Here is a 23,955-nt window from a genome sequence, read left to right on the forward strand (position 1 = left end):
ATGAGCACGAGTCCGTCCGAAAACCAGCTTGCCGCCATGACGGCGGCTGCGAAAGCCCGAAACCGGAGCACTTTGCCCGAACGCAGCCTCACCGCAACGATCAGGCAGCCAAATCGGCGCAGCCGAAGCGCTTGATCAGACGTTCCTTAAGTGGTGATCTTCGACGCAACAAGGAATTGTTGCCTTTTCTTTCAATGCTTGTCGCATTTGTGCTCGCGCTCGTGCTCGAGGTCTCAATAACATCCACAACCGCAGGCGAACTGACAATCGCAACCTCGATCGTAATCTTCCTTGCTATCTTAATGTCCCTCGCACTCCCGTTTGAAGGTTTGATAACGGGGAGAACAATCGTCGCGCTCGTTATTGCCGGGGCGATCGGAGGTGTAGTTGCCGGTGCAGAACCGGGCGGAGTGACACTCTTTACACAATTTTCATGGGGCCTCCCATTTGCAATCGCAGCGGCAATCATATTGGCCGTCAATAGGTTGATCGGGCTTGGACGACACTGGCTCGGCTACGTCGTGTTCACTCTGCTCATGGTTCTCGAAGTCGCCATCGCGCTCGAACGCGCGCCTTGGGCCAAAGTCCCTGTTGAGGTCCGCTCGCTCCTTCTTTTTCTCGGCCCCCTCCCCCTGATCAACGCCGTCTTCGACTACGCCTCCTACGCCGTCACGCTCACCCTGATCCGCTGGGGTCTGCGCGCGAACTGGGGCGCCGCGTTCCTCGGCCTGCTCGACCTTGGCCTCGCCGCCCTCCTCTACACCGCAGCGGGGGCGACGATGATCCTCGCCATCGTCTCCGCCAACCGGCTCGCGGGCGTGCCGCTTTACCCCCTCGCCCCGCTCTTCGCCGGTATCCGCGCTGACCCCGCGTCCTACCTCTGGGTCTACCTGATGCTGTTCGCGACCATCCTGCCCACCGTCGCGCATGGCGTCGTTGCCACTTTCAGCCTGTCGGGCCTGATCCCGCTGCCTTGGCGCCAGACCCTGACCGGCTGGATCGGCAAGGGCGATGCGGTTCCCGCCACCGCCGCCCCGCTCTTCATTGGCACACTCTGGCTGGTCTCCGTCCTCGGCCCCTGCCTCGTTCTCTACGGCCTCTACCTGCTCGCCGCCGCTTTCTGGGAGGAACCGCTTCTGGGCTATCTTTCCATGTTCGAGCATTTCGCCCGCTGGCTTGGCGAGTTACCCGCCCAACCTTGACGGATCAGCGCGTTGGAAACCCCCCGTCAGCCCGGATTGACCATCCCGAACACCTGCGCGAATTCCCCCCGCGCCTCGGCGCCGCGCATCGGCTTCACCCGCTCCACGAGGATCTCGGGGCCCGCGCCCGCCGCCAGCAGTGCCATCACCTCGGCCACGAAGGCGTCGAGCGGCATCGCGCGCGGGTTGCCCGTGCTGCCCGGCGACAGTCCGGTGTCCACCAGCGGCGGCGGCAGTTCCAGCACCTCGACCGTGGTCTTGCGCAGCAGGTGCCGCAGCGATTGGCTCCATGAATGCAGGGCGGCCTTGGTGGCGCTGTAGGTCGGGGTATCGGCGCGCGGCACGAAGGCGAGGCCCGAGCTGACGTTGATCGCCGTCGCCGCCGCCTGCGCCCGCAGATGTTGCAGCAAGGCCGCCGTCAGCCGGATCGGCGCCAGCAGGTTGATCGCGATCGTCGCTTCGGCGACCGCCAGATCGACGGGGTCGGCGGTCATGTCCTCGGTCAGCATGATGCCCGCGTTGTTCACCAGCACGTTCAGGCCCGGATGCTGCGCCATTACCTGCGCCGCGAAGGCCGCAATCGCCGCGCCGCTGGCGATGTCGGCGACCATCGTCGCGATGCCGGGATGCCCCGCCGCCGTCTCTTCCAGCGCATCGGCGCGGCGGCCCGCCACGATCACCCGGTTGCCCCGCGCCGCCAGTGCCCGCGCCAGCGCGCGCCCGATGCCCGATCCGCCGCCGGTGATCAGGATGGTGTTGCCGCTCATCTGCATCGTCGCGCTCCTGCGTCTGCCAGGCTCAACGATAGTCCGACCGCGCGCGGGATGCAGCCCCTCATCCCAGCGCGATCAGCGCCGTCCCGGCCACCGCCAGGGCGGCACCCGCCCAGGCCTCGGCGCCCGGCCGCACACCGCTGCGCGCCCAGACCATCGGCAGGATCACCACCGGCGTCATCGAGGACAGGGTCGAGACGACGCCGACATTGCCCCCCTCCAGCGCCGCCATCAGCAGCGACATGCCCAGCCCGGTGCCGAAGAACGCCGCCGCCAGCGCGATCAGCCGCGGCGGCCAGCCCTTCGGCGCCACATCCCGCAAGCGGGCGATCGGCAGCAAGGCCAGCGCGGTGAACGCCACCCCCGCCACCCCGTCGCGGATCGCCATCGCGGTGAACGGCTCCACCCCCGCCTGCATCGCGGGCCGCGCCAGCAGGTTGCCCCCGGCCTGCCCCAGCGCGGTGATCACGCCAAGCGCGATCCCGGTCCAGGCCACCGGGCGCGCCGCGCCGCCCGCGGGCGCGCCGCCCAGCACCGCCAGCACCACCCCCGCCAGCACCAGCCCGACGCCCGCGCCCTGTGTGGCATTGATCGTCTCGCCCAGCACCAGATAGCCCAGCACCAGCGAGAACGGCGAGGTCAGCGAAAAGAGAAGCGCCGTCAGCCGCGGCCCGGCCCGGTAGATCGCCGCGAAATAGGTGGTGCTGGCGAGGATGATCCCCGACAGGCTCGACGCTGCCAGCAGCCCCGCCTGCCACGGCGCCACCGTGCGCCAGCCGCCCACCGCCAGCGACACCGCCCCCGTCATCGCCACCGCCGCCAGCATCTGCCAGCGCACCAGCCGGAACACGCCGACCCGCCCGCGCAATTCGGCGATCAGCATCCCGCTGGCCGCGATGCAGGTGGCGGCGGCCAGCGCCAGCAGGTCCGATATCGGCACGATCCGCCCCCGGAGTTCCGCGCCATCCCTGCGCCTGCGCCTCATATCCGGGCGGCCGGGCGGGCGGAAGGGGCCGCGCCGCGCCCTCACGCAGGGCGATCGGATCGCCCATCGGCGTCGGTGCTTTCCCGGTGCAAACCCGGTGCCGTTTCGATCCCCCATTTTCGCCCTCTGCTTGACCCCCCGGCGCTTTCGTCTAGGGTCCGACCGACCCCCGAAAGGAGCCTCCCCATGACCCAGCGCCTGCATCTCGTGTTCGGCGGCGAGCTTGTCAGCCCGTCCTCGACCTTGTTCAAGGACACCGCGAAAATTCACATCGTCGGCATGTTTCCCGACTATGCCAGCGCCCATTCGGCGTGGAAGGCCGAGGCGCACCGCACCGTCGACGATGCCCACATGCGCTACTTCATCGCCCATATCCACCGGCTGCGGGATGAGGAAACCGCCTCGGGCCCGACCGAAGAACTTGGGGGCTGATCCCCACAGAATGCGGCGTCCGGCGGGGCTTACCCTTTATCTTGCGTTGACCCGAAAGGCGCGGGGGGCCGGGGTCGCCTTGCCTGCGCCCGAGCGTCCGCCAAGGCCGTCGGGCCCGCTGATCTGGCTGCAGGTGCCCGACCCCGCCCTGCTGCCCGCCGCCGCCGAACTGCTGCGCCGTCTGGGCGAGGACCGGCCGGGTGCCGCCCTTCTGCTGACCGGCCCCGAAGGCGGCCCCGTGCTGCCGCGCCGCATCCTGCGCCAGCCGCCGCCGCCGCAGACCACCACCGGGCTGACCGCCTTCCTTGACCACTGGCGCCCCGATGCCGCCGCCCAGATCGGCGGCGCGATCGATCCGCTGTTGCTGCACTGCGCCGCCGCCGAAGGTGTGCCCCTCGTCCTTGTCCAGCCCGACCTGCCCGCCGCCCCCGCGCTGCGCCTTGTCCCCGGCCTTGCCCGCCGCGCGCTGTCGGAGGCCGCGCGCATCCTCGTGCCCGATGCGGGCACCGCCCGCGCGCTGCGACGCCTTGGCGGCGCCGCGGCCCCGATCGAGACGGCGGGGCGGCTGGAGGAGGGCTCGGCCGCGCTGGCCTGCAACGAGGCGGAGCGCGAGTCGATGGCCCATGTGCTGCGTGTGCGGCCGGTCTGGCTCGCCGTGGCCCTGCCCGAGGCCGAGATTGCCGCCGTGGCCGACGCGCATCGTGCGGCGTTGCGGCTGGCGCACCGGCTCTTGCTGATCGTGGTGCCCGACGATCCCGCGCAAGGCCCCGCGCTGGCTGCCCGGCTGGCCGAGGGCGAGGGCTGGACCGTCGCGCTGCGCTCGGCCGACCAGGAGATCGACGAGGAAACCGAGGTCTATGTTGCCGATACCGAGGGCGAACTGGGCCTGTGGTACCGGTTGGCCCCGATCACCTACCTCGGCGGCAGCATGACCGGGGCAGGGTGCCTGCGCCCGCCCTACGAGCCGGCCGCGCTGGGGTCGGCGATCATCCACGGGCCGCGCACCGGCCTTCATGCGGGCGCCTTCGCCAGTCTGGCCGAAGCGCGCGCGGTGCGCGAGATCCGCGCGGCCTCCGACCTCGGCGAGGCGGTGGGCGATCTGCTGTCGCCCGACCGTGCCGCGCTGCTGGCGCACAACGCCTGGGCCGTGTCCTCCAGCGGCGCCGAAGTGACCGGCCGCGTCGCGCATCTGCTGCTTCAGGCGCTGGACGCCCGGCGGGGCAAGCCATGACCGCGCCCGCCTTCTGGTTCACCCCGCCCGAGGCCCCCGACTGGCGCGCCCGCGCGCTTGCGCCCCTCGGCGCGCTCTACGCCGCCGCCACCGCGCACCGCCTGCGGCAGGGGCCGGGCGCTCGCGTCGGCGTGCCGGTGATCTGCATCGGCAACCTGAACGCGGGCGGCACCGGCAAGACCCCCGCCACCATCGCGCTGATCGCCCGCCTCGCCGCGCGCGGCATCGCGGCCCATGTCGTCAGCCGCGGCTACGGCGGCACCCTGCCCGGCCCGGTGCAGGTGGACGAACGCCGCCACCGCGCCGCCGAGGTCGGCGACGAGCCGCTGCTGCTGGCCGCCTTCGCGCCCACCTGGGTTGCGAAAGACCGCGCCGCCGGGGCCCGCGCCGCCGCCGCGGCGGGCGCGCAGGCGGTCCTGATGGACGATGGCTTCCAGAACCCGGAGCTGGCGAAAGACCTGTCGCTGATCGTTGTCGATGCCGCCCGTGGCTTCGGCAACGGCCGCTGCCTGCCCGCCGGCCCGCTGCGCGAGCCGGTCGCCACCGGCCTTTCCCGCGCCGACCTTGTGCTGTCGATCGGCGGGCCGGAGGCGCAGGACGCCTTCACCCGCCAATGGGGCGCACAGGTGCCGCTGCCGCACCTTACCGGGCGGCTGGACCCGCTGGAAACCGGGATGGACTGGCGCGACCTGCGCGTGATGGCCTTCGCCGGCATCGGCCACCCGGAAAAGTTCTTCGCCACCCTGCGCGGTCTCGGTGTCCGGCTGCTGCGGGCCGAGGCGCTGGCCGACCATCAGCCGCTGTCCGAGGCGCTGATGCGGCGGCTGGAGGGCGACGCCCGCGCCTCCGGTGCGCAACTCGTCACCACGGAAAAGGACGCCGTCCGCCTGCCGCGAGGCTTCCGCGCCAAGGTGCTGACCCTGCCGGTGCGGTTGCAGATCGACGATTGGTCGGCACTGGATGCGGCGCTGGACCGGCTGTTTGCGCGCTGATGGTCCGCATTCTTGCTGGCGACAAGTATCCCCGCCGGAGGCGCCCGCCGCCTTTCCCTTGCATTCGCCCCCCCGGCTTTGTAGCACGGCCCCGCATTCCCCCGGAGACCGGACATGGACGCCCTGACCGACCTGAAAGCGAAATACCTGTCCGGCATCGCCGCCGCCGCTGACGAGGCCGCGCTGGAAGACCTGCGCCTTGCCGCGCTGGGCAAGAAGGGCGAGGTCAGCCTGAAGATGCGCGAACTGGGGCTGATGTCGCCCGAGGAACGCCAGACCGCCGGCCCCGCGCTCAATGGCCTGAAGGATGAGCTTGACGCCGCCCTGCGCGCCAAGCGCGCCGCGCTCGCCGATGCCGCGCTGGACGACCGGCTGCGCGCCGAATGGCTCGACGTCACGCTGCCCGGCCGCCCGCGCCCGCGCGGCACCATCCATCCCGTGTCGCAGGTGATGGAAGAACTCACCGCGATCTTCGCCGACATGGGTTTCGCCGTCGCCGAAGGGCCGCAGATCGAATCCGACTGGTTCAACTTCGACGCGCTGAACATCCCGCCCGAACACCCCGCCCGGCAGGAGCATGACACCTTCTTCATGGCCCGCGCGGAAGGCGACAGCCGGCCGCCGCACGTCCTGCGCACCCACACCAGCCCGGTGCAGATCCGCGCGATGACGGCGCAGGGCGCGCCGATCCGCGTCATCGCCCCCGGCCGCGTCTACCGGATGGACATGGACCAGACCCATTCGCCGATGTTCCATCAGGTCGAGGGGCTGGCGATCGACCGCGACCTGTCGATGGCGAACCTGAAATGGGTGCTGGAGGAGTTCTGCCGCGCCTTCTTCGAGGTGCCCAACGTCGACCTGCGCTTCCGCGCCAGCCACTTCCCCTTCACCGAACCCTCGGCCGAGGTCGATATCCGCTGTTCCTGGGAGGGCGGCCAGTTGAAGATCGGCGAGGGCAATTCCTGGATGGAAATCCTCGGCTCCGGCATGGTCCACCCCAAAGTGCTGCGCGCCGCCGGTGTCGACCCCGACCAGTGGCAAGGCTTCGCCTTCGGCATGGGCATCGACCGCATCGCCATGCTGAAATACGGCATCCCCGATCTGCGGGCGTTCTTCGAGAGCGACCTGCGGTGGCTGCGGCACTACGGCTTTGCAGCGCTCGACATGCCGACGGTGCATGGCGGGTTGAGCCGGTGAGGCGGGACGATGATTATATTCGGGAGTTGCTGAGGGAGTTCGAGGCTGCCCCCGACTATCTTGTATTGTCAGTTCTGACGCTTGCTGGTGGCGAAGAACAGCGCAAGAGGCATTACCATATCGGCCTCCTATGCGACGCCGGCCTAATGGTCCAGATCAACGAACATGCGTTTCGTATGACTTCGCAAGGGCACGACTTTCTCGATGCCATTCGGAACGACACGATTTGGAACCGAACAAAGGCCGGTGCTGCGGAAATCGGAGGAGCAACGCTTTCGATGCTGGGTGACATCGCCGTCGCCTATTTGAAGCAGAGAGCGGCGGCAACGCTCGGGCTATCACTCTAGCCGGTAGGGCGGGGTTCACCCCGCCGCTCCACTCTCCCCGATCACCTTCCCGCGCCCCCCGGTTGCCTTCCCCTCGCCCCCGGCGTATCCCCCCAACCACCGGCCCGTCCGCCTCACCGAACTGTGTACGGTTTTCGGTGCAACGTCGGTGCGAAATCGGTGCTTTTTCGGTGTGTTTTCGGTATACCGATTTGCGAACAATTTCCGGGCCTTGCGCCCCAACTCCGAGCAAACCATGAATACGCCCGCCCTCGACGAACGCTCCCTCCTCGCCCTGCTCGCGGACCGCGACCAGGGTGACGGCGTGCCGTTCTCCACCGTTCCCTTCGTCGTCACCAAAGCCACCGACGCCCCCCGCCCGATGCTGATGGATCGTCAGTTGCGCGGCGTGATCGGGCGGCTCAAGGCCGATGGTCTGGTCGAGGAACGCGCCGTGGTGGGCGAGGAGGTGGTCTTCGCCCTGACCCCGCGCGGTCAGCAGAAGGCCGGGCGCCGGGCGGGGAAAGCGGGCGCCGCAGTCACGCAAGCGGCTGCGGAACCGCTGGCCCGGTCGTCGTTCTGGCTGTCATCGGTGCTGGTGCCCGCCGTCGTCGCCGCGCTGACCGTGCTGATCCTGCGCGCCGTCGGGGTCTAGGCTCAGTCCTGCCCCGCGGGCGGGGTCACGGTGCGGGACTGGGCGTGGTGCCCGTGCGGCGCGATCACCGGCAGCAGGGCCAGCGCGGTGACCCCCATCAGAACGCACAACAGCAGCGGCCTCAGGCGCGGGCGGTCGACGGGCGTGGCAAGCATCTTGTCCATGATGTGGCTTATACATGAACTGACCCGCTGAAATGTGGCATTCCGGACGCTGTCGGGCAACTCTGCGTTTCCCAACGGGAAATCCGCAGGGGCACGCCGGGTCCGGGCTCTTTCCCTTCGGGCATGTTTGCGCTAAGCCCCGTCGCGCACCAAGCCCGAGGAACCCGCGATGAAGTTCACCCTGTCCTGGCTCAAGGATCACCTCGAAACCGAGGCGCCGCTGGGCGACATCCTTTACGCGCTGACCGATCTGGGCCTTGAGGTCGAAGAGGTCGTGGACCCGGCCGATACGCTGGGCGCCTTCCGCATCTGCCGGGTGATCGAGGCGGTGCAGCACCCCAATGCCGACCGGCTGCGGGTCTGCCGGGTGGAAACCTGGCCTGATGGCCCCGGCGGCCGCAGGGAAGAGGTGCAGGTGGTCTGCGGCGCGCCGAACGCCCGCACCGGGCTGGTCGGCGTCTTCGCGCCCGCAGGCACCCATGTGCCGGGCACCGGGGTGGACCTGAAACCGGGCGTGATCCGGGGCGTCGAGAGCAACGGGATGCTGTGCTCGGAACGCGAGCTGAAGCTTTCCGACAATCATGACGGCATCATCGACCTGCCTGCCGACGCGCCGCTGGGCGTGCGCTTCATCGACTGGAAGGGTCTGAACGACCCGATGATCTACATCAAGATCACGCCGAACCGCCCCGATGCGCTGGGCGTGCGCGGTGTGGCGCGCGATCTGGCGGCACGGGGTCTGGGCAAGCTGAAACCACTGGAGATTCAGCCGGTTACAGGCACGTTCCCGTCGCCGATCACGGTGACGATCGACCCGGCGTTGAAGGAAAAGGGCTGCCCGCTGTTCGCGGGCCGGGTGATCCGGCGCGTCAGGAACGGCCCCTCGCCGCTGTGGCTGCAAGCGCGGCTGAAGGCGATCGGGCTGCGCCCCATCTCGGCGCTGGTGGACATCACCAACTTCTTCACCTTCGACCTGAACCGCCCGCTGCATGTGTTTGACGTCGCCAAGGTGGCCGGCAATCTGAGGATACAAACCTTAGGAAATCTTGATTTCTTCAGGGGCGACGATTGGACGAAGATTCTTGCACTTGATGGCAAGACCTATGATCTCCGTGAGAACACGATGGTAATCTTTGACGATGAGCGCGCTCTAAGTATCGCCGGGATCATGGGCGGCGAGCATTCGGGCTGCACCGAGGCGACGACCGGGGTCTTTCTCGAATCCGCATTCTGGGATCCGATCACCGTAGCCACCACCGGCCGGGCGCTGAAGATCAACTCCGACGCGCGCTATCGGTTTGAACGCGGCGTCGACCCTGCCTTCACCCTGCCGGGGCTGGAGGCGGCGACGCGGATGATCCTCGACCTTTGCGGCGGCGAGGCGTCCGACGTCGTGATGGATGGGGCTGTGCCCGACACGCGGCGCAGCTACCGGCTGGATACCGCGCGGGTGCAATCGCTGGTGGGGATGGACATTCCCGCCGCCGAGCAGCGCAAAACGCTGGAATCGCTCGGCTTCACGCTGGAAGGGGAGATGGCCTTCCCGCCCACCTGGCGCCCCGACATCCTCGGCGAGGCCGATCTGGTGGAAGAGGTCGCCCGCATCGCCTCGCTGACCAGGCTGGTCGGGCGGCCGATGCCGCGCGCCCGTGCCGGTGTGCCGGGGCCGATCCTGACGCCGCTGCAAAGCCGCGAAAAGGCCGCGCGGCGCACGCTGGCGGCGCTGGGTTACAACGAATGCGTCACCTACAGCTTCATCGATGCCGCGGCGGCCACGCTGTTCGGTGGCGGGCAGGAGGCGCTTCGGGTGGAGAATCCGATCTCGTCCGAAATGACGCATATGCGCCCCGATCTGCTGCCGGGCCTGTTGCAGGCCGCCGCCCGCAATCAGGCGCGCGGTTTTGCCGATATGGCGCTCTTTGAGGTCGGCCCCGCCTTCCACGGCGGCGAACCGGGCGAGCAGCACCTGCAGGCGGCGGGCCTGCTGGTTGGCGCCACGGCCGCGCGCGACCCCTTCGGATCACGCCGCCCGGTTGACCTTTACGATGCCAAGGCGGATGCCGAGGCGGTGCTGGCCGCGCTTGGCGCACCCGCGAAGATGCAGATCAACCGCAAGGTCGCGCCCTGGTGGCACCCCGGCCGGTCGGGCCAGATGGCGCTGGGGCCGAACGTGATGGCGACCTTCGGCGAGGTTCACCCGAAGGTGCTGAAGGCGCTGGACGTCAAGGGCCCGGCGATGGCCTTCACAGTGATGGTGGCCAATGTGCCGCTGCCCAAGGTCAAGACGGCGACGCGGCCGGCGCTGGTGCTGGCGGGCCTGCAGGCGGTGGAGCGCGATTTCGCCTTTGTCGTCGATGCCCGCGTCGAGGCATTGACGCTGGTGAACGCCGCGCAGGGCGCCGACAAGGTGCTGATCGAGTGGGTCGCGGTGTTCGATCAGTTCAGCGGCGACAAGGCCGAGGCGCAGATGGGGCCGGGCAAGAAATCGCTGGCCATCACGGTGCGGCTGCAACCGACCGACAAGACCCTGACCGACGAGGATATCGCGGCGGTCAGCGCCAGGATCGTCGAGAAGGTCGCGAAGGCCACCGGCGGCGTGTTGCGCAGCTAAGGCTCGCCCGGCGGCCGGGGCTGTGGCACACTCGCGCCAGACTGTGCGAAGGGGGAGCGATGTTTCAGGACCGCGTCGATGCGGGACGTCAGCTTGCGGACCGGCTCGTCGCCTTGGCGCCGGTGCGCCCCGTGGTGCTGGCGCTTCCGCGTGGCGGGGTGCCTGTGGCGGCCGAGGTTGCCGCGCGGCTGAACGCCCCGCTCGACCTGATCTTCGTGCGCAAGATCGGTGTGCCGGGGCATGAGGAATACGCCGCCGGAGCGGTCGCGGATGGGGCCGCGCCCGAAGTGGTCTGGAACGAGGCGGCCCTGCGCAGCCTGCACCTGACCCCTGCCGCGTTCGAGACCGCGATCGCGGCCGAGCTTGCCCGGATCGACGCGCGTCGGGTCGCCTATCTCGGCGGCCGGGCGCCGGTGCCGCTGGCGGGCTGCACCGCCATCGTGGTGGATGACGGGATCGCCACCGGGGCGACGATGCGGGCCGCCCTGCGAGCAATTGCGAACCGCGGCGCCGCGCAGGTGGTGCTGGCCGTTCCGGTCGCGCCGCGGGAGGTCGTCGACGACATGCGCAGCCTGGCCGACAGGGTGATCTGCCTGGATGCCCCGGCCGATTTCTACGCGGTCGGCGAATACTACCGCGACTTTCCGCAAGTGACCGACGCCGAGGTTCAGGCGATCCTCGGGCGCGCTTGACGCAAGGTCGCGCTTCGCGTTGCGCCCAGCCGGTGTAGGTTGTCCGTGCAGCGGGAGGGCCATGGATGCAGTTCGATTACGTCATTCTGGGCGGCGGTTCGGCGGGCTCGGTCCTCGCCGCGCGGCTGAGCGAGGATCCGGCCGTCACGGTCTGTCTGGTCGAGGCGGGCGGCGGCGGCAACGACATCTTCATCCGCGCCCCTGCGATGGTAGCGGCGATGATCTCGGGGCGGCCGAAGATCAACAACTGGGCGCTGAAGACGGTGCCGCAGCCTGAACTGAACGGTCGGCGCGGGTTTCAGCCACGGGGCAAGGCGCTGGGCGGGTCGTCGGCGATCAACGCGATGCTTTACGTGCGCGGCCATGCGGCCGATTACGACGAGTGGGCCGCGCTGGGGGCCGAAGGCTGGGATTGGGCCTCGGTCAAGCCGTGGTTCCTGATGGCCGAGCGCAACCAGCGCGGCGCGGATGCCTTGCACGGTGCGGCGGGGGCCTTGCAGGTCGCCGATCAAAGCGCCCCGCGCCCGGTCGCGCGGGCCTTCGTGGACGCTTGCGAAGCGGTTCAGGTTCGCCGCAACGACGATTTCAACGGGCCGCAGCAGGAAGGGGCCGGGCTCTATCAGGTCACGCAGGTCTTCGACGGCCCGCACAAGGGCGAGCGTTGTTCCGCGGCGGTGGCCTATCTGTTCCCGGTGCTGAGGCGGGCGAACCTGACCGTGCTCACCCGCGCGCGCGCCGAGCGCATCCTGATCGACGGCGGCCGCGCCACCGGCGCGCTGATCCGTCGCCGGGGACGGCAGCACCGGCTGGAGGCGCGGCGCGAGGTGATCGTGTCGGGGGGCGCCTTCGGCTCGCCGCAGCTTCTGCTGCTGTCGGGCATCGGGCCCGAGGCGGAATTGCGCGCCCACGGCATCCCGGTGCGGCACGAGTTGCCGGGGGTGGGACAGAACCTTCAGGACCATCTGGATTACATCCTCAGCTACCGCTCGCTGCGCCCCGATGTGGTGGGCCTGAACCCCGGCGGGCTGGCGCGGCTGGCGCGGGCGGGGCTGCGCTGGCGCCGCGACGGCACGGGCCTGTTCGCGACACCCTTTGCCGAGGGCGGCGCCTTCCTGAAGTCCCGCCCCGAGCTTGCCCGGCCCGACCTGCAACTGCATTTCACGGTCGGCATCGTTGATGAGCATATGCGCAAGCTGCATCTGGCCGATGGCTATTCCTGCCACGTCTGCGTGCTGCGCCCCGAAAGCCGGGGCAGCGTCGGGCTGACCGACGCGCGCCCCGCTTCGGCCCCGCGCATCGACATGGGGTTCCTGACCGCTGCGGCCGACCTGACGGCGCTGATGACGGGCGCCCGCATCATGGAGCGGATCATGGAGGCGGAACCGCTGACACCCTGGCGCGGGCGGCGGTTCTACCCCAACGACGGTTCCGATGTCGCGCTGGAGGCCGACATCCGCGCCCGCGCCGATACGATCTACCATCCGGTCGGCACCTGCCGGATGGGGCGGGATGCGCTGGCCGTCGTCGACCCGTCGCTCAGGGTGCGGGGGCTGGCGGGGCTGCGGGTGGTGGATGCCTCGGTGATGCCGCGCGTCCTGGGGGGCAACACCAACGCCCCCACGATCATGATCGCGGAGCGCGCGGCCGACCTGATCCGGGCTGAGCGCTAGCCCCGCGCCGGAATCGTCAGGCCGCGCTGCACTGCCGGGCGGGCAAGAAAGCGGTCGAGGTAGGCGGGCACCGACGTCAGCTCGGCCCAGCCGACGATTTCGGCCGCCTGATAATAGTCACGCAAGGTCCGCAGCCAGGGGCCGATGGCGATGTCGGCGATGGAATACTCGCCCGCCACCCAGTCGCGATCCGCCAGCCGACCATCGAGCACACCCAGCAGCCGCGCCACCTCGGCAACATAGCGGGCCTTCGGTCGCGGGTCTTCGATCGCCTTCCCGGCGAAGTGGTGGAAGAAGCCGACCTGCCCGATCATCGGGCCGATGCCGCCGATCTGGAACATCAGCCACTGCATCACCTCATAGCGGGCGGCGCCCGACGGCAGCAACTGCCCCGCCTTTTCCGCCAGATAGATCAGGATCGCGCCCGACTCGAACAGCGGCAGCGGCTTTCCCCCGGGCCCGTTCGGGTCGATGATCGCGGGGATCTTGTTGTTGGGGTTCAGCGACAGGAACTCCGGCGTCATCTGTTCGTTCTTGCCGAAATCGACGAAGTGCGGCTCGTAGGGCAGCCCCGTCTCCTCCAGCATGATCGAGACCTTCACCCCGTTCGGCGTGGTCAGTGAATAAAGCTGGATCACATCGGGCCGGGTCGCGGGCCAGCGGCGGGTGATCGGAAAGCCGGTGAGGGTGGTCAAGGTTGCCTCCTCGGGCGTGACGCAGTTCGGCGAAATTTCCCCCCGACGGTAAAGGTTTTTGCTGCCTGCGCGAGGCGGAAATGCGATATTCTTCATCCGCAGGCGCCAGGAGAGCGCACGCAGGAACCTGTCAGTGGGGACACATATGCTCAAAGAGTTCAGAGACTTCATATCCAAAGGCAATGTCATGGACCTTGCCGTCGGTATCATCGTTGGTGCCGCCTTTACCGCAATCGTCAATTCTTTGGTCGCGGACCTGATCAACCCGATCATCGGCCTGATCCTCGGCGGCATCGACTTTTCGAGCATGTATTTCGTGCTCAGCGGCCACGTCGACCCCGGCATGGGCCTGAAAGCCGCGCGCGACACCGGCGCCGCGGTCTTCGCCTACGGCTCGTTCGTCAGCGCGATCATCAACTTCCTGATCATCGCCTGGGTCGTCTTCATGCTGGTCAAGGGCGTCAACGCGATCCGCGACGCCGCGATCCGGAAAGAACCGCCAAAGCCCGCCGCGCCGAAGGGCCCGACGCAGGAAGAACTGCTGGCCCAGATCCGCGACCTGCTGCAGGCGCGCACGGCCTGATTGAACGACTGGTGTGTGCCGTTTCCGTTGGCGGCTCGCACCAGGCCACCGCCCCGGCGGGCCTTTTCGTGCCGTTCGCGTTCGGATGACAGCCTTGAACGTTGCATCGGAGATCGCCCAAGCGGCTCTGCGGTCACGATGCGAGATTCACCTGAGGGCCGCACGGGGGAAGCTATGGACCTGACCATCAACTTTGTCTGGCGCGATCTTTCCGCGAATGTGATCGACGCGATAAGCGGCGAAACGGTCTACACGTCGGAAGTCCTGCTGATCGCAAGCAATGGCCATTACAAGGATTGGGTGAGCATGTACGTGCGAGACAAGCCTCGTCTGTTCCGCGTCGCCTGCGACCCGGCTGACGCCGATCACAGCACGCCCGACGCGCCCAGCACGCGGATCTGGACGCTGCTGCTGCGCAACGCCTTGGCCGAAGGCGGGCCGATCTATGAAAAGAAGGTGGTCCTCGACATCATGACGCAGACTCACGTCGAGATCACGATTGATCCTCTGATCCAACGGTCGACCTGACCGGCGCTCACCGCCCCGGAAGACCGGGGCGGTGCAGTTGCAAATCCCTTGAGTCAGACCGCGAGCGCGGCCTTCGCGTCGATCACCGGCAGGTTCAGCGCGGTGCCGACGGCGGCGTAGGTCAGTTTGCCCGCGTGGGTATTCAGCCCGGCCAGCAGATGCGGATCCTCGGCGCAGGCGCGGCGCCAGCCCTTGTCGGCCAGCGCCAGCAGGAACGGCATCGTCGCGTTGCCAAGCGCCAGCGTCGAGGTGCGCGCCACCGCGCCCGGCATGTTGGCCACGCAGTAGTGCAGGATGCCGTCCACCTCGTAGATCGGGTGCTGGTGGGTGGTGGCGTGGCTGGTCTCGAAGCAGCCGCCCTGGTCGATCGCCACATCGACGATCGCGGCGCCGGGTTTCATCGTGGACAGTTGCGCCCGCGTCACCAGTTTCGGCGCTGCGGCACCGGGGATCAGCACCGCGCCGATCACCAGATCAGCCTCGGCCACCAGTTCGGCGGTGTTGCCCGCGCTGGCGTAGACCGTCTTGAAATCACGCCCGAACACATCGTCAAGGTAGCGCAGGCGCGGCAGCGAACGATCCAGCACCACGACATCCGCGCCCATGCCCGCCGCCACCTTGGCCGCATGGGTGCCGACCACGCCGCCGCCGATCACCACCACGCGGGACGGGGCCACGCCGGGCACGCCGCCCAGCAGCACGCCGCGCCCGCCGTTCGCCTTTTGCAGCGTCCAGGCGCCGACCTGCGGGGCCAGCTTGCCCGCAACCTCGGACATCGGCGCCAGCAGCGGCAGGCCACCCATGCGATCCGTCACCGTCTCGTAGGCGATGGCGGTGACGCCCGAGGCCAGCAGGTCACGCGTCTGCGCGGCATCGGGGGCAAGGTGGAGGTAGGTGAACAGCACCTGCCCGTCGCGCAGGCGCTTGCGCTCGACCGCTTGCGGTTCCTTGACCTTCACCACGATCTCGGCCTCGGCGAAGACCTCTTCCGCCGTCGGCACGATCCGGGCGCCTGCCGCGATGTAGTCGGCATCGCTGAACCCCGAGCCGACGCCGGCATTGGTTTCGACCAGCACGGTGTGGCCATGCTCCACCGCCTCGCGGGCGGCGTGGGGGGTCAGGCCGACGCGGAATTCCTGCGGCTTGATCTCTTTCGGGCAACCGATCTTCATGGGGCATCCTCCCTGCAATCCATTGCCCATATTTTGGGCGCGGCTGCGCGCAATTGCTTTGAAAAGAGTAGTGGTGTTCGGGGGTATTTTCGGTAGAGTCTGCGAATATAAACGCCAATTTTCGTAGAAACGTGCGCCGAAATGACCCTTGACGCGACAGACCGCCGCATCCTTGAAGCCCTGCAGAACGCCGGGCGGATGACCAATGCCGACCTCAGCGAACGGGTGAACCTGTCGCCCTCGGCCTGCCATCGCCGCGTGCAGCGGCTGGAGGCGGACGGCTATATCCGCGACTATGTGGCCCTGCTGGATGAGCGCAAGATGGGGCGGCCGACCACGGTTTTTGTCGAAATCACCCTGTCGGGTCAGGCGGATGAGGTGTTGGAGGCGTTCGAGAAGGGGATCAAGCGCATCCCCGATGTGCTCGAATGCCACCTGATGGCGGGCACGGCGGATTACCTGCTGAAGGTGGTCGCGCAGGACACCGAGGATTTCGCCCGCATCCACCGCCAGCATCTGGCGCGGCTACCGGGGGTGGCGCAGATGCACTCGTCGTTTGCCCTCAGGACGGTGTTCCGGACGACGGCGATTCCGGTCTGAATCGGGGCACAGAAACCGCACCGAAAAGGCACCGAAAACACACCGACGTCGCACCGACGTTTTCCGCTTGCCGCCTCCGCGCACTCTGCCATGCTGGCTCGGCGCGCGAAGGTATCATGAGGGGTTGGCATGGCCAAAACCAAGCGCACGACTCCGCGCCTTTCCGACGCGGACCTGAGCCGGACCATCGACGACGCGAGCTATCAGAAGAAGCTCGCCAAGCTGACGCTGACGCTGGCCCGCATCCAGCAAGCCTATCTGGCCACCGGCCGCAAGGGCGTGATCGTGTTCGAGGGCTGGGACGCGGCGGGCAAGGGCGGCACGATCCGCCGCCTCGCCGCCGCCTTCGACCCGCGCAGTTTCAAGGTCTGGCCGATCGGCGCACCGCGCAACTACTACCTGCAACGCCATTTCCTGCTGCGCTTCATGGAACGGCTGCCGCCCTCGGGCGCGATCTCGGCCTTTGACCGGTCGTGGTATGGCCGCGTGCTGGTGGAACGGGTCGAGGCGCTGACCCCGAAGGACCGCTGGAAGGCGGGCTACCGCGAGATCACCGATTTTGAACGGATGCTGACCGATGACGGCATCCGCATCGTGAAGCTGTTTTTCCACATCTCGCCCGAGGAACAGTTGCGCCGGTTCGAGGAACGGTTGCGCGACCCGCTGAAACGCTGGAAGCTGAGCTACGAGGATTTCCGCAACCGCGCGCGCTGGGACGACTACGCCGGGGCGATCGACGAAATGTTGGCCAAGACCTCGACCGACTATGCGCCCTGGACGCTGATCTCGGCCGAGGACAAGCCGTTCGGGCGGATCGCCGCGCTGACGAAGATCGCCGAGGTGCTGGGCGAAGGGCTGACGCTGGAGCCGCCCGCGCTGTCGGAAGAGGTGATCGAGGCGGCGCTGAAACACTTCGCGCTGGAGCCGGGGTTTCTGGAGAAGCTCAGGGGGCGGACGGAGTGAGGGGAGGGCACTTGCTTGATGTGTCCGCAGACACATCGGGCCGCGCCTGCCTGCCCTCGGCAGGCGCGTTGCCGCGCCAGCCCAGGCAGGCGCGGCCCGATGAACGCGGTCTGGTCCAAGCTGCACCCCTCTTGCCCAACTGCCTTCGGCCTTATGGGCAAGGGGCCGGGCAACTCTCCACTGGAGAGTTGCCTTGTCGGCCCCCGCCGCACCCTTGCACCCGACGCGCCAGCGCCCCATGATCCCGCCCAAACCAATACGGAGATCATCTTGGACGCGCGTGTGACATGGGTCGAGGGCAAGACCTTCGTGGGGCAATCGGGCTCGGGGCATTCGATCGTGCTCGGTGCGGCGGAAATGCCGGGCGGGGCGACGCCGGGGCCCTCGCCGATGGAGTTGTTGCTGATTGGCACCGGGGGCTGTTCGTCGATCGACGTGGTGATGATCCTGCAACGCGGCCGCGAGCGGGTGGAGGGCTGCGAGTGCGTGGTGACCGCCGAGCGGGCGGAGGAAGACCCCAAGGTGTTCACCAGGATCAACCTGCACTTCATCGTCAGCGGGCGCGGGCTGTCGCCGACCAAGGTGGAGCGGGCGGTGCAACTGTCGGCGGAAAAGTACTGCTCGGCCTCGATCATGATGGCGAAGGCGGCGGAGGTGACGCACAGCATCGAGATGGTGGATACGACGGCCTGATCCGTGCCGGGGCCGGGGGTGGCTTGCCCTCGCGCCGCAGCGGTGGTGGAATCCCCGCAACCAGAGGGAGACGAATGATGAAGCCGATCGACCCCGCAGACCGCCGCATCGCGAGCATCGCGGAGGCGCCGTTTCAGCCGTTCGTCTATGACGACGGGCTGGCTCTGGGTGATTCCGTGCTGCAACTCGACGATAGCCGCCCGCTGGGGCAGGGCTTCCACGTCTACCGGATGCCCGCGGGCATGCGCAGCCGCAGCCACCGCCACAACGGGCACGAACAGTTCCTGATCCTGGAGGGCGAGCTGATCGAGAGCGACGGCACGGTGCTGCGCAAGGGCGATCTGGTGTTCTACCGCGACGGCACCGAGCACAATTCCTACACCCCGGATGGCTGCCTGCTGGCGGTGCACATCGTCGGGCCGGAATTCCCGCTGGAATAGGCGCCCATGCCGTGCGCCAGAAACGAAAAACCCCCGCAGGCGCTGCCTCGGGGGTCGTCCGGCGGCGGGTTGCCCCGCCAAGCAGTCGCTGACGTCAGAGACCGCCTTCGCGCTGGGCTTTCTTGCGCGCCAGTTTACGGGCACGCCGAATCGCTTCGGCTTGCTCGCGGGCACGTTTGACGGACGGTTTCTCGAAATGTTGCTTGAGCTTCATTTCACGGAACACGCCCTCGCGCTGAAGCTTTTTCTTCAGGGCCCGGAGGGCCTGATCGACGTTGTTGTCGCGAACGCTTACCTGCATGTGGTTGTCACCACCTTCCTAGGTTAAAGTTGCACGAATTGTGCAGGCCGGGGGCTTCTAGCAAAGGGGGCCGGGTTTGTCCACCGTCCGCTGGGGAGCTACATCCCGTGGGACAAGATGGAGGCGGCGATGAGCGAGACACCAGAGGCGATGCGGACGCGGCTGCTGGCGGCGGCGCTGGGCCATGTGCCCTTCGACGGCTGGAGCGAGGCGACCTTTCAGGCCGCCTGCCGCGATGGGGGGGTTGCGCCCGCGCTGGCCCGCGCGATGCTGCCGCGTGGCGCGGTCGATCTGGCGCTGGCCTATCACGCGGCGGGCGACGGCGCGATGGTGGAGCGGCTGAAGGCGGCCGACCTTGGCGCGATGCGCTTTCGCGACCGGATCGCCGCGGCGGTGCGGTTCCGGCTGGAAGCGGCGGACCGCGAGGCGGTGCGGCGGGGCACGACGCTGTTCGCCCTGCCGCAGCACGCCGCCGAGGGCGCCAAGGCGATCTGGGGCACGGCGGACCTGATCTGGCGCACGCTGGGCGATACCTCGGACGACATCAACTGGTACACCAAGCGGGCGACGCTGTCGGGGGTCTATGCCGCGACCGTGCTCTTTTGGCTGGGCGATGAGACGCCGGGGGCGCAGGCGACCTGGGAGTTTCTGGACCGGCGGATCGAGGATGTGATGCGGATCGAGACCGCCAAGGCGAAGGTGAAGGACAGCCCGGTGCTGTCGAAGCTGTTCGCCGGGCCCTTGTGGCTGATGGGCAAGGTCCATGCACCCAAGCCCTTGCCCGAGGGGATGCCGGGCGTTCTTGACCGGGGGCGGCAGCCATGATCCTGCCGGTGACGATGCGCGCGGTCGAGATCAGCCGCCCCGGCGGGCCCGAGGTGCTGGTGCCCTGCACGCGGCCGGTTCCGGTGCCCGGCGCGGGGCAGATCGTGATTGCGGTGGCCTGGGCCGGGGTGAACCGGCCGGACGCGCTGCAACGGGCGGGAGCCTATGCGCCGCCCAAGGGCGCCTCGCCGCTGCCGGGGTTGGAGGCGGCGGGAACCATCGCAGCGGTGGGGCCGGGCGTGACGCGCGGGCAGGTGGGCGATGCGGTCTGCGCGCTGCTGCCGGGCGGGGGCTATGCCGAATACGCGCTGACCTCGGCCAGCCATGCGCTGCCGATCCCGGAAGGCATGGGGCTGAAGGCGGCCGCTTGCCTGCCCGAGGCCTTCTTCACCGTCTGGACGAACGTGTTCATGCGCGGCGGGCTGAAGGCGGGCGAGCGGTTTCTGGTGCATGGGGGCTCATCCGGCATCGGCACCACGGCGATCCAGTTGGCGCATGCTTTCGGCGCACGGGTCTTCACCACCGCCGGATCGGCCGAGAAGTGCGCCGTCTGCGTCGGTTTGGGCGCCGAGCGGGCGATCAACTACCGCGACGAGGATTTTGCGGCCGTGTTGAAGGCCGAGGGCGGCGCCGACCTGATCCTCGACATGGTGGGCGGATCGTATCTGCCGCGCAATGTGCAGGCGCTGGCCGATGACGGGCGGCTGGTGCAAATCGCCTTTCTGACCGGACCGAAGGTGGAATTGAACTTCGCCGAGGTGATGATGCGGCGGCTGACGATCACCGGGTCCACCCTGCGGCCGCAGTCCGATCTGGCCAAGGCGCGCATCGCCGAGGGGCTGGAGGCGCAGGTCTGGCCGCTGCTGGCGGCGGGCCGGGTCGCGCCGGTGATCGATTCGGAATTTCCGCTCGATCAGGCGGCGGCGGCGCACGAGCGGCTGGAAAGCGCGGGGCATATCGGCAAGGTCGTGCTGAAGGTGCGGGGGTGAGGGGTGCCGCCGCGCTGGCTTTGACCCTCGGGGTCACGCTGGCGCAGGCGGTTGAAGCTGCGGATTGCCCGACCAGCGCCGATCTGGAGCGGGGGATCGAGTTCATGCAGATCTACCCACCCCTTATCATCGTCGTGCGGCGGCAGGGTGGGCAGCTTGTGGGTACGCTGACGGCTCTAATGGCCCCCCAAAGGGTTCACGGCATGCCACGCCGCTACATCGACAACCCTTCGCCTTACAGCTTCCGACCGACCACGGTTCCCTATCTGCCCCTTTTTGCACAGGGCGGGCCGATGTATCCCTCGCCGATGACGCGCGTCGAATACGGCACGGGCCCGATTGAGCCAAACGCGCTCGTCGTGCAGAAACACGCCGAGGCGCCGGTGCAGGAATTCGTGGGCAGCGAGGTCTTTGACACGGGGACGGCAAGCTGGGACGTCGTAAACTCCGCGCCGCTGACGATCGGAGCCTGCAGTTACCAAGCGGTCGACGTGCAGGAAACCGATGACTTTGCGCATTCCGGGAAAACCGTCTGGCAAGAGGTGGTGGCCCCTGAACTTGGGTTTGTCATCAGCCGATCTCTGGTCAGCGAGGCCGGAATGCCGATCCATTTTCCAGCCATCCATTTCACCGGTATAGCTCTCGCGCCCTTGCCCTGACCTTTCTTGACCTGGCGCATGGTACTTGCGGCCCCGGTTCCCCATATGGGGAGGTGTAAATGATCGCAGCAAGAGAGGATGCGATGACAGCGCACATGCAGATTTTGGACGGCTATCCCGCCGACGTTCTGGCGATCAAGGCCACCGGCGAAATCCGGCGTGAGGATTACGAGACGGTGCTGATCCCCGCGGTGAAGGCCAAGGTGACGGCCGAAGGGCGGCTGAAGCTGGTCTATATCCTCGGGCCAGAGTTTGCGGGCTACACCGCTGGGGCGATGTGGGACGATGCGAAACTCGGGTTTCTGCACATGGGCGATTTCGCGCGGGTGGCGGTGGTGACGGATGTCGAGTGGATCCGCGCGGGCGTGAAGATCTTTGCGCCGCTGATGCCCTGCCCGGTGCACGTGTTCGCGCTGAGCGAGTTGGAGGCGACGAAGGTCTGGATCGCCGAAAGCGGGGCGCCGACGGAACCGCATGAGCCGGGTGTGGATGTGACGCACAAGATGCCGCTGACCGAGGACATGATGCCGCCGAACCCGTGAGGGCTTACCGCACCGCGTCGATCTCGGCGGCGGGCAGAGGGCAGCGCGGGGCGGCGTCGGCCGGACAGGGGCGGGGCGTCAGGTCTTTGGTCAGGCAGATGCGTGCCTCGGTGATCAGGCCGTGGTCGCAGGTCACGGCGATGGCGGCGCGGGTCAGGCCGGGGTTGGCCTCAAGGAACGCATCCTCGATGACCGAGGGTTTCACATGCAGCGTCCGGTCGAGATGCGCCAGCACCGGCGGGATCGTGACGGCCTGATAGGCGCGCCGCGCGGCCGCGAAGTAATCCGCCGAGGCCAGACCGGAACAGCGGCCGTGTTTCTGCCACTCATGCCAGGCGAGGCCGGGGCCGCCCATGATGTCGGCCATCGCGGCGGTCTCGCCCCGGCTGGGGTCGTGCTCGCCGGTGCGGCAGTCGCTGGGGTAGCCGCTCTCGTTCTGCGGCCAGAGTCCGTGCAGGATGAAGCCGAGGCCGCGGCCGGGGGCGCATTGCGGATCGTGGCGGGCGTCGCCGGTCAGCGCGCACCAGTCGGCCGACCAACTGAGCGACAGCACGTAGTAATCGAACCGGCCCGCCGCATCGCCCGCGCGGGCCATCTGGGCCGCCAGCAGCAGCGGCAGGATCAGCAGGGCAAGGGCGCGCATTTTCTCTTTCCTCTTGACGGCGAGACGACTATATACACGCCCAACTTCCCGAAAACTGGAACCGCGGCCCCGGCCGCAGCCGTTTTCCCGGCTCGGGAGAGATTTGTAAAGGAGTGGTTCCGATGAACAAGCCCCTCATGGCGAAGGCCACGGCCGTCTGGCTGGTCGACAACACGACGCTGAGCTTTGCCCAGATCGCGGATTTCTGCGGGATGCACGATCTTGAGGTGCAGGGCATCGCTGACGGCGATGTCGCGACCGGGGTGAAAGGCTTCGACCCGATCGCCAACAACCAACTGGATCAGGCCGAGATCGACCGCGCCCAGAAGGACCCGGCCTACCGGATGAAGCTGAAGTTCTACGCCGCCGCCGTCGGCGAGGAAAAGCGGCGGGGCCCGCGCTACACGCCGCTGTCGAAGCGGCAGGACCGCCCGGCCGCGATCCTGTGGCTGGTGAAGTTCCACCCGGAGCTTTCGGATGGTCAGGTTGGCAAGCTGGTTGGCACCACGAAGCCGACGATCATGTCGATCCGCGACCGCAGCCACTGGAACATCTCGAACATCCAGCCGATCGACCCGGTCGCGCTGGGTCTGTGCCGCCAGTCGGAACTTGACGCGGCCGTGCAGGCGGCGGCGCGCAAGAAGGCTTCCGAAGGCGTGGTGATGACGGATGACGAGCGGCGCAAGCTGGTCTCGACCGAGCAATCGCTGGGCATGGCGACCGAGCCGAAGATGCCTTCCTCGATCGCCGGGCTGGAGCATTTCAAGCTGAGCGAAAAGGAAGAGAGCCCGGCGGATTACTCCGACGCCGAAAGCTTCTTCAACCTGCCGCACGGCGATGACGACGAAGACGAGGACGACGACAAGCGCTGAGGCGCATGTCGTTCAGGATCGGGGGCCCTGGCGGAAGCCGGGGCCTTTTGGTTTGGGCGGGGCCTTGGGGGGCGTCCGGATTACGGGACGAAGCGGACTCTGGTAAGATGGCAAAATTCGACCCTCCGTGGTTGGTTTCAACGGTGGGAAGTCTGCGAAAGCGCCTGCATCTGAATTTTTTCCTTGCCGTCCCGATCCAAGCCTTCCGAGGCAGAAAATTCACGAACGGATTTGACGGCTGGTGGCCTCTGGCTTAATGAAACTGATGCCTCGCTACGAGGGGCTATCTGCGTTGGAAAGGACTGAAAATGCGCCCTTTCAATATCGATTTCTTAGAGACATACGACGACGATTCGATCCTCACTGAACTTAAGGAACGTCTGAAAAACCTCCCGCTTTCGGCGTGATCTGGTAGACTTGGGCAAGCCTCCAGGGAGCCCTGCCGATGTCGAAACAGCCCGCCTTTCCCGGTCTTCGCGACGCGATGAAGAAGAAGCAGACACGGCGTGAACTATTTCTG

At 67.9% G+C, this 23,955-nt stretch carries 28 protein-coding genes; 21 read left to right on the forward strand and 7 right to left on the reverse strand.

Features of this window, described 5'->3' with window-relative positions; genetic code table 11:
* Positions 1-1,202, forward strand: a 1,202-nt coding sequence (locus AC11WY_RS16470; protein WP_482927488.1) for a hypothetical protein, incomplete at its 5' end; no start/stop codon positions are given.
* A 26-nt stretch (positions 1,203-1,228) separates the two neighbouring features.
* On the opposite strand, the gene AC11WY_RS16475 is transcribed toward AC11WY_RS16470, so the two are convergent.
* The gene (locus tag AC11WY_RS16475) at positions 1,229-1,975 is read right to left on the reverse strand and encodes an SDR family oxidoreductase (RefSeq protein ID WP_482927490.1); all 747 of its coding nucleotides are present in this window, start codon (positions 1,973-1,975) and stop codon (positions 1,229-1,231) included.
* 61 nt (positions 1,976-2,036) lie between these two features.
* The gene (locus AC11WY_RS16480; RefSeq protein WP_482927492.1) at positions 2,037-2,915 is read right to left on the reverse strand and encodes an EamA family transporter; all 879 of its coding nucleotides are present in this window, start codon (positions 2,913-2,915) and stop codon (positions 2,037-2,039) included.
* A gap of 231 nt (positions 2,916-3,146) precedes the next feature.
* On the opposite strand from AC11WY_RS16480, the gene AC11WY_RS16485 reads away from it, so the two are divergent.
* From AC11WY_RS16485 to AC11WY_RS16510, 6 genes are all read left to right on the forward strand, one after another.
* Positions 3,147-3,392 (forward strand): DUF4170 domain-containing protein, encoded by a 246-nt coding sequence (locus AC11WY_RS16485; protein WP_482927494.1) that lies wholly within the window; start codon positions 3,147-3,149, stop codon positions 3,390-3,392.
* A 79-nt stretch (positions 3,393-3,471) separates the two neighbouring features.
* Positions 3,472-4,623 (forward strand): 3-deoxy-D-manno-octulosonic acid transferase, encoded by a 1,152-nt coding sequence (locus AC11WY_RS16490; RefSeq protein WP_482927496.1) that lies wholly within the window; start codon positions 3,472-3,474, stop codon positions 4,621-4,623.
* Positions 4,620-5,615, forward strand: a complete 996-nt coding sequence (gene lpxK, locus AC11WY_RS16495; protein WP_482927498.1) for a tetraacyldisaccharide 4'-kinase — start codon at positions 4,620-4,622, stop codon at positions 5,613-5,615. The genes AC11WY_RS16490 and lpxK overlap by 4 nt, the downstream gene beginning before the upstream one ends.
* Before the next feature lie 123 nt (positions 5,616-5,738).
* Positions 5,739-6,812 carry a phenylalanine--tRNA ligase subunit alpha gene (gene pheS, locus AC11WY_RS16500; RefSeq protein WP_482927542.1) on the forward strand — a complete coding sequence of 358 codons (1,074 nt, stop codon included), beginning with the start codon at positions 5,739-5,741 and terminating at the stop codon, positions 6,810-6,812.
* Positions 6,809-7,159 carry a DUF2513 domain-containing protein gene (locus tag AC11WY_RS16505; RefSeq protein ID WP_482927500.1) on the forward strand — a complete coding sequence of 117 codons (351 nt, stop codon included), beginning with the start codon at positions 6,809-6,811 and terminating at the stop codon, positions 7,157-7,159. Before pheS ends, AC11WY_RS16505 begins: the two co-directional genes overlap by 4 nt.
* Before the next feature lie 235 nt (positions 7,160-7,394).
* On the forward strand, positions 7,395-7,793 hold the full coding sequence (locus tag AC11WY_RS16510) for a hypothetical protein (RefSeq protein WP_482927502.1): 399 nt from the start codon (positions 7,395-7,397) through the stop codon (positions 7,791-7,793).
* Positions 7,794-7,795: 2 nt separating this feature from the next.
* Here AC11WY_RS16510 and AC11WY_RS16515 read toward each other — a convergent pair whose 3' ends face one another.
* Positions 7,796-7,957 (reverse strand): hypothetical protein, encoded by a 162-nt coding sequence (locus tag AC11WY_RS16515; protein ID WP_482927504.1) that lies wholly within the window; start codon positions 7,955-7,957, stop codon positions 7,796-7,798.
* A gap of 169 nt (positions 7,958-8,126) precedes the next feature.
* Here AC11WY_RS16515 and pheT point away from each other — a divergent pair, with 169 nt between their 5' ends.
* The 3 genes from pheT to AC11WY_RS16530 all read left to right on the forward strand — a co-directional run bounded on the left by pheT (position 8,127) and on the right by AC11WY_RS16530 (position 12,930).
* Positions 8,127-10,568, forward strand: coding sequence for a phenylalanine--tRNA ligase subunit beta (pheT, locus tag AC11WY_RS16520; protein ID WP_482927506.1), 2,442 nt, complete (start codon positions 8,127-8,129; stop codon positions 10,566-10,568).
* Positions 10,569-10,627: 59 nt separating this feature from the next.
* Positions 10,628-11,260, forward strand: coding sequence for a phosphoribosyltransferase (locus AC11WY_RS16525; protein ID WP_482927508.1), 633 nt, complete (start codon positions 10,628-10,630; stop codon positions 11,258-11,260).
* A gap of 65 nt (positions 11,261-11,325) precedes the next feature.
* Positions 11,326-12,930, forward strand: a complete 1,605-nt coding sequence (locus tag AC11WY_RS16530) for a GMC family oxidoreductase (RefSeq protein ID WP_482927510.1) — start codon at positions 11,326-11,328, stop codon at positions 12,928-12,930.
* On the opposite strand, the gene AC11WY_RS16535 is transcribed toward AC11WY_RS16530, so the two are convergent.
* Positions 12,927-13,625: a glutathione S-transferase family protein gene (locus AC11WY_RS16535; protein WP_482927512.1), complete on the reverse strand. Its 699-nt coding sequence runs from the start codon at positions 13,623-13,625 to the stop codon at positions 12,927-12,929. The two genes, AC11WY_RS16530 and AC11WY_RS16535, sit on opposite strands and share 4 nt — an antisense overlap.
* Before the next feature lie 145 nt (positions 13,626-13,770).
* On the opposite strand from AC11WY_RS16535, the gene mscL reads away from it, so the two are divergent.
* Both mscL and AC11WY_RS16545 read left to right on the forward strand, forming a co-directional pair.
* Complete coding sequence (gene mscL, locus AC11WY_RS16540; RefSeq protein ID WP_482927514.1) at positions 13,771-14,208, forward strand: large conductance mechanosensitive channel protein MscL; 438 nt, start codon at positions 13,771-13,773, stop codon at positions 14,206-14,208.
* Positions 14,209-14,382: 174 nt separating this feature from the next.
* Positions 14,383-14,736, forward strand: coding sequence for a hypothetical protein (locus tag AC11WY_RS16545; protein ID WP_482927516.1), 354 nt, complete (start codon positions 14,383-14,385; stop codon positions 14,734-14,736).
* A 53-nt stretch (positions 14,737-14,789) separates the two neighbouring features.
* Here AC11WY_RS16545 and ald read toward each other — a convergent pair whose 3' ends face one another.
* Positions 14,790-15,908: an alanine dehydrogenase gene (ald, locus tag AC11WY_RS16550; RefSeq protein ID WP_482927518.1), complete on the reverse strand. Its 1,119-nt coding sequence runs from the start codon at positions 15,906-15,908 to the stop codon at positions 14,790-14,792.
* Between the two features lie 141 nt (positions 15,909-16,049).
* Here ald and AC11WY_RS16555 point away from each other — a divergent pair, with 141 nt between their 5' ends.
* The 4 genes from AC11WY_RS16555 (at position 16,050) to AC11WY_RS16570 (ending at position 18,604) form a co-directional block, all read left to right on the forward strand.
* Positions 16,050-16,508 carry an Lrp/AsnC family transcriptional regulator gene (locus AC11WY_RS16555; RefSeq protein ID WP_482927520.1) on the forward strand — a complete coding sequence of 153 codons (459 nt, stop codon included), beginning with the start codon at positions 16,050-16,052 and terminating at the stop codon, positions 16,506-16,508.
* Positions 16,509-16,637: 129 nt separating this feature from the next.
* The gene (locus tag AC11WY_RS16560; RefSeq protein WP_482927522.1) at positions 16,638-17,471 is read left to right on the forward strand and encodes a polyphosphate kinase 2 family protein; all 834 of its coding nucleotides are present in this window, start codon (positions 16,638-16,640) and stop codon (positions 17,469-17,471) included.
* 270 nt (positions 17,472-17,741) lie between these two features.
* The gene (locus AC11WY_RS16565; RefSeq protein ID WP_482927524.1) at positions 17,742-18,164 is read left to right on the forward strand and encodes an OsmC family protein; all 423 of its coding nucleotides are present in this window, start codon (positions 17,742-17,744) and stop codon (positions 18,162-18,164) included.
* 77 nt (positions 18,165-18,241) lie between these two features.
* A complete protein-coding gene (locus AC11WY_RS16570; protein WP_482927526.1) occupies positions 18,242-18,604 on the forward strand; it encodes a cupin domain-containing protein in 363 nt (120 codons plus the stop codon).
* Positions 18,605-18,698: 94 nt separating this feature from the next.
* On the opposite strand, the gene rpsU is transcribed toward AC11WY_RS16570, so the two are convergent.
* Positions 18,699-18,905, reverse strand: a complete 207-nt coding sequence (gene rpsU / locus AC11WY_RS16575; protein WP_482927528.1) for a 30S ribosomal protein S21 — start codon at positions 18,903-18,905, stop codon at positions 18,699-18,701.
* Between the two features lie 129 nt (positions 18,906-19,034).
* On the opposite strand from rpsU, the gene AC11WY_RS16580 reads away from it, so the two are divergent.
* From AC11WY_RS16580 to AC11WY_RS16595, 4 genes are read left to right on the forward strand one after another with little or no spacing between them, the layout of a single operon-like run.
* Positions 19,035-19,730 carry a COQ9 family protein gene (locus AC11WY_RS16580; protein WP_482927530.1) on the forward strand — a complete coding sequence of 232 codons (696 nt, stop codon included), beginning with the start codon at positions 19,035-19,037 and terminating at the stop codon, positions 19,728-19,730.
* Positions 19,727-20,719, forward strand: a complete 993-nt coding sequence (locus AC11WY_RS16585; protein ID WP_482927532.1) for an NAD(P)H-quinone oxidoreductase — start codon at positions 19,727-19,729, stop codon at positions 20,717-20,719. The genes AC11WY_RS16580 and AC11WY_RS16585 overlap by 4 nt, the downstream gene beginning before the upstream one ends.
* Positions 20,716-21,378, forward strand: a complete 663-nt coding sequence (locus AC11WY_RS16590; protein WP_482927534.1) for a hypothetical protein — start codon at positions 20,716-20,718, stop codon at positions 21,376-21,378. The genes AC11WY_RS16585 and AC11WY_RS16590 overlap by 4 nt, the downstream gene beginning before the upstream one ends.
* A gap of 59 nt (positions 21,379-21,437) precedes the next feature.
* Positions 21,438-21,920 carry a SpoIIAA family protein gene (locus AC11WY_RS16595; protein WP_482927536.1) on the forward strand — a complete coding sequence of 161 codons (483 nt, stop codon included), beginning with the start codon at positions 21,438-21,440 and terminating at the stop codon, positions 21,918-21,920.
* Between the two features lie 4 nt (positions 21,921-21,924).
* On the opposite strand, the gene AC11WY_RS16600 is transcribed toward AC11WY_RS16595, so the two are convergent.
* Positions 21,925-22,563, reverse strand: coding sequence for a ribonuclease T2 family protein (locus AC11WY_RS16600; RefSeq protein WP_482927538.1), 639 nt, complete (start codon positions 22,561-22,563; stop codon positions 21,925-21,927).
* A gap of 122 nt (positions 22,564-22,685) precedes the next feature.
* On the opposite strand from AC11WY_RS16600, the gene AC11WY_RS16605 reads away from it, so the two are divergent.
* Entirely contained in the window at positions 22,686-23,435 is a 750-nt protein-coding gene (locus tag AC11WY_RS16605; RefSeq protein WP_482927540.1) for a DUF1013 domain-containing protein, read from the forward strand.
* Positions 23,436-23,955: the final 520 nt, after the last annotated feature.

It is taken from the genome of Solirhodobacter sp. (genome assembly GCF_964715405.1).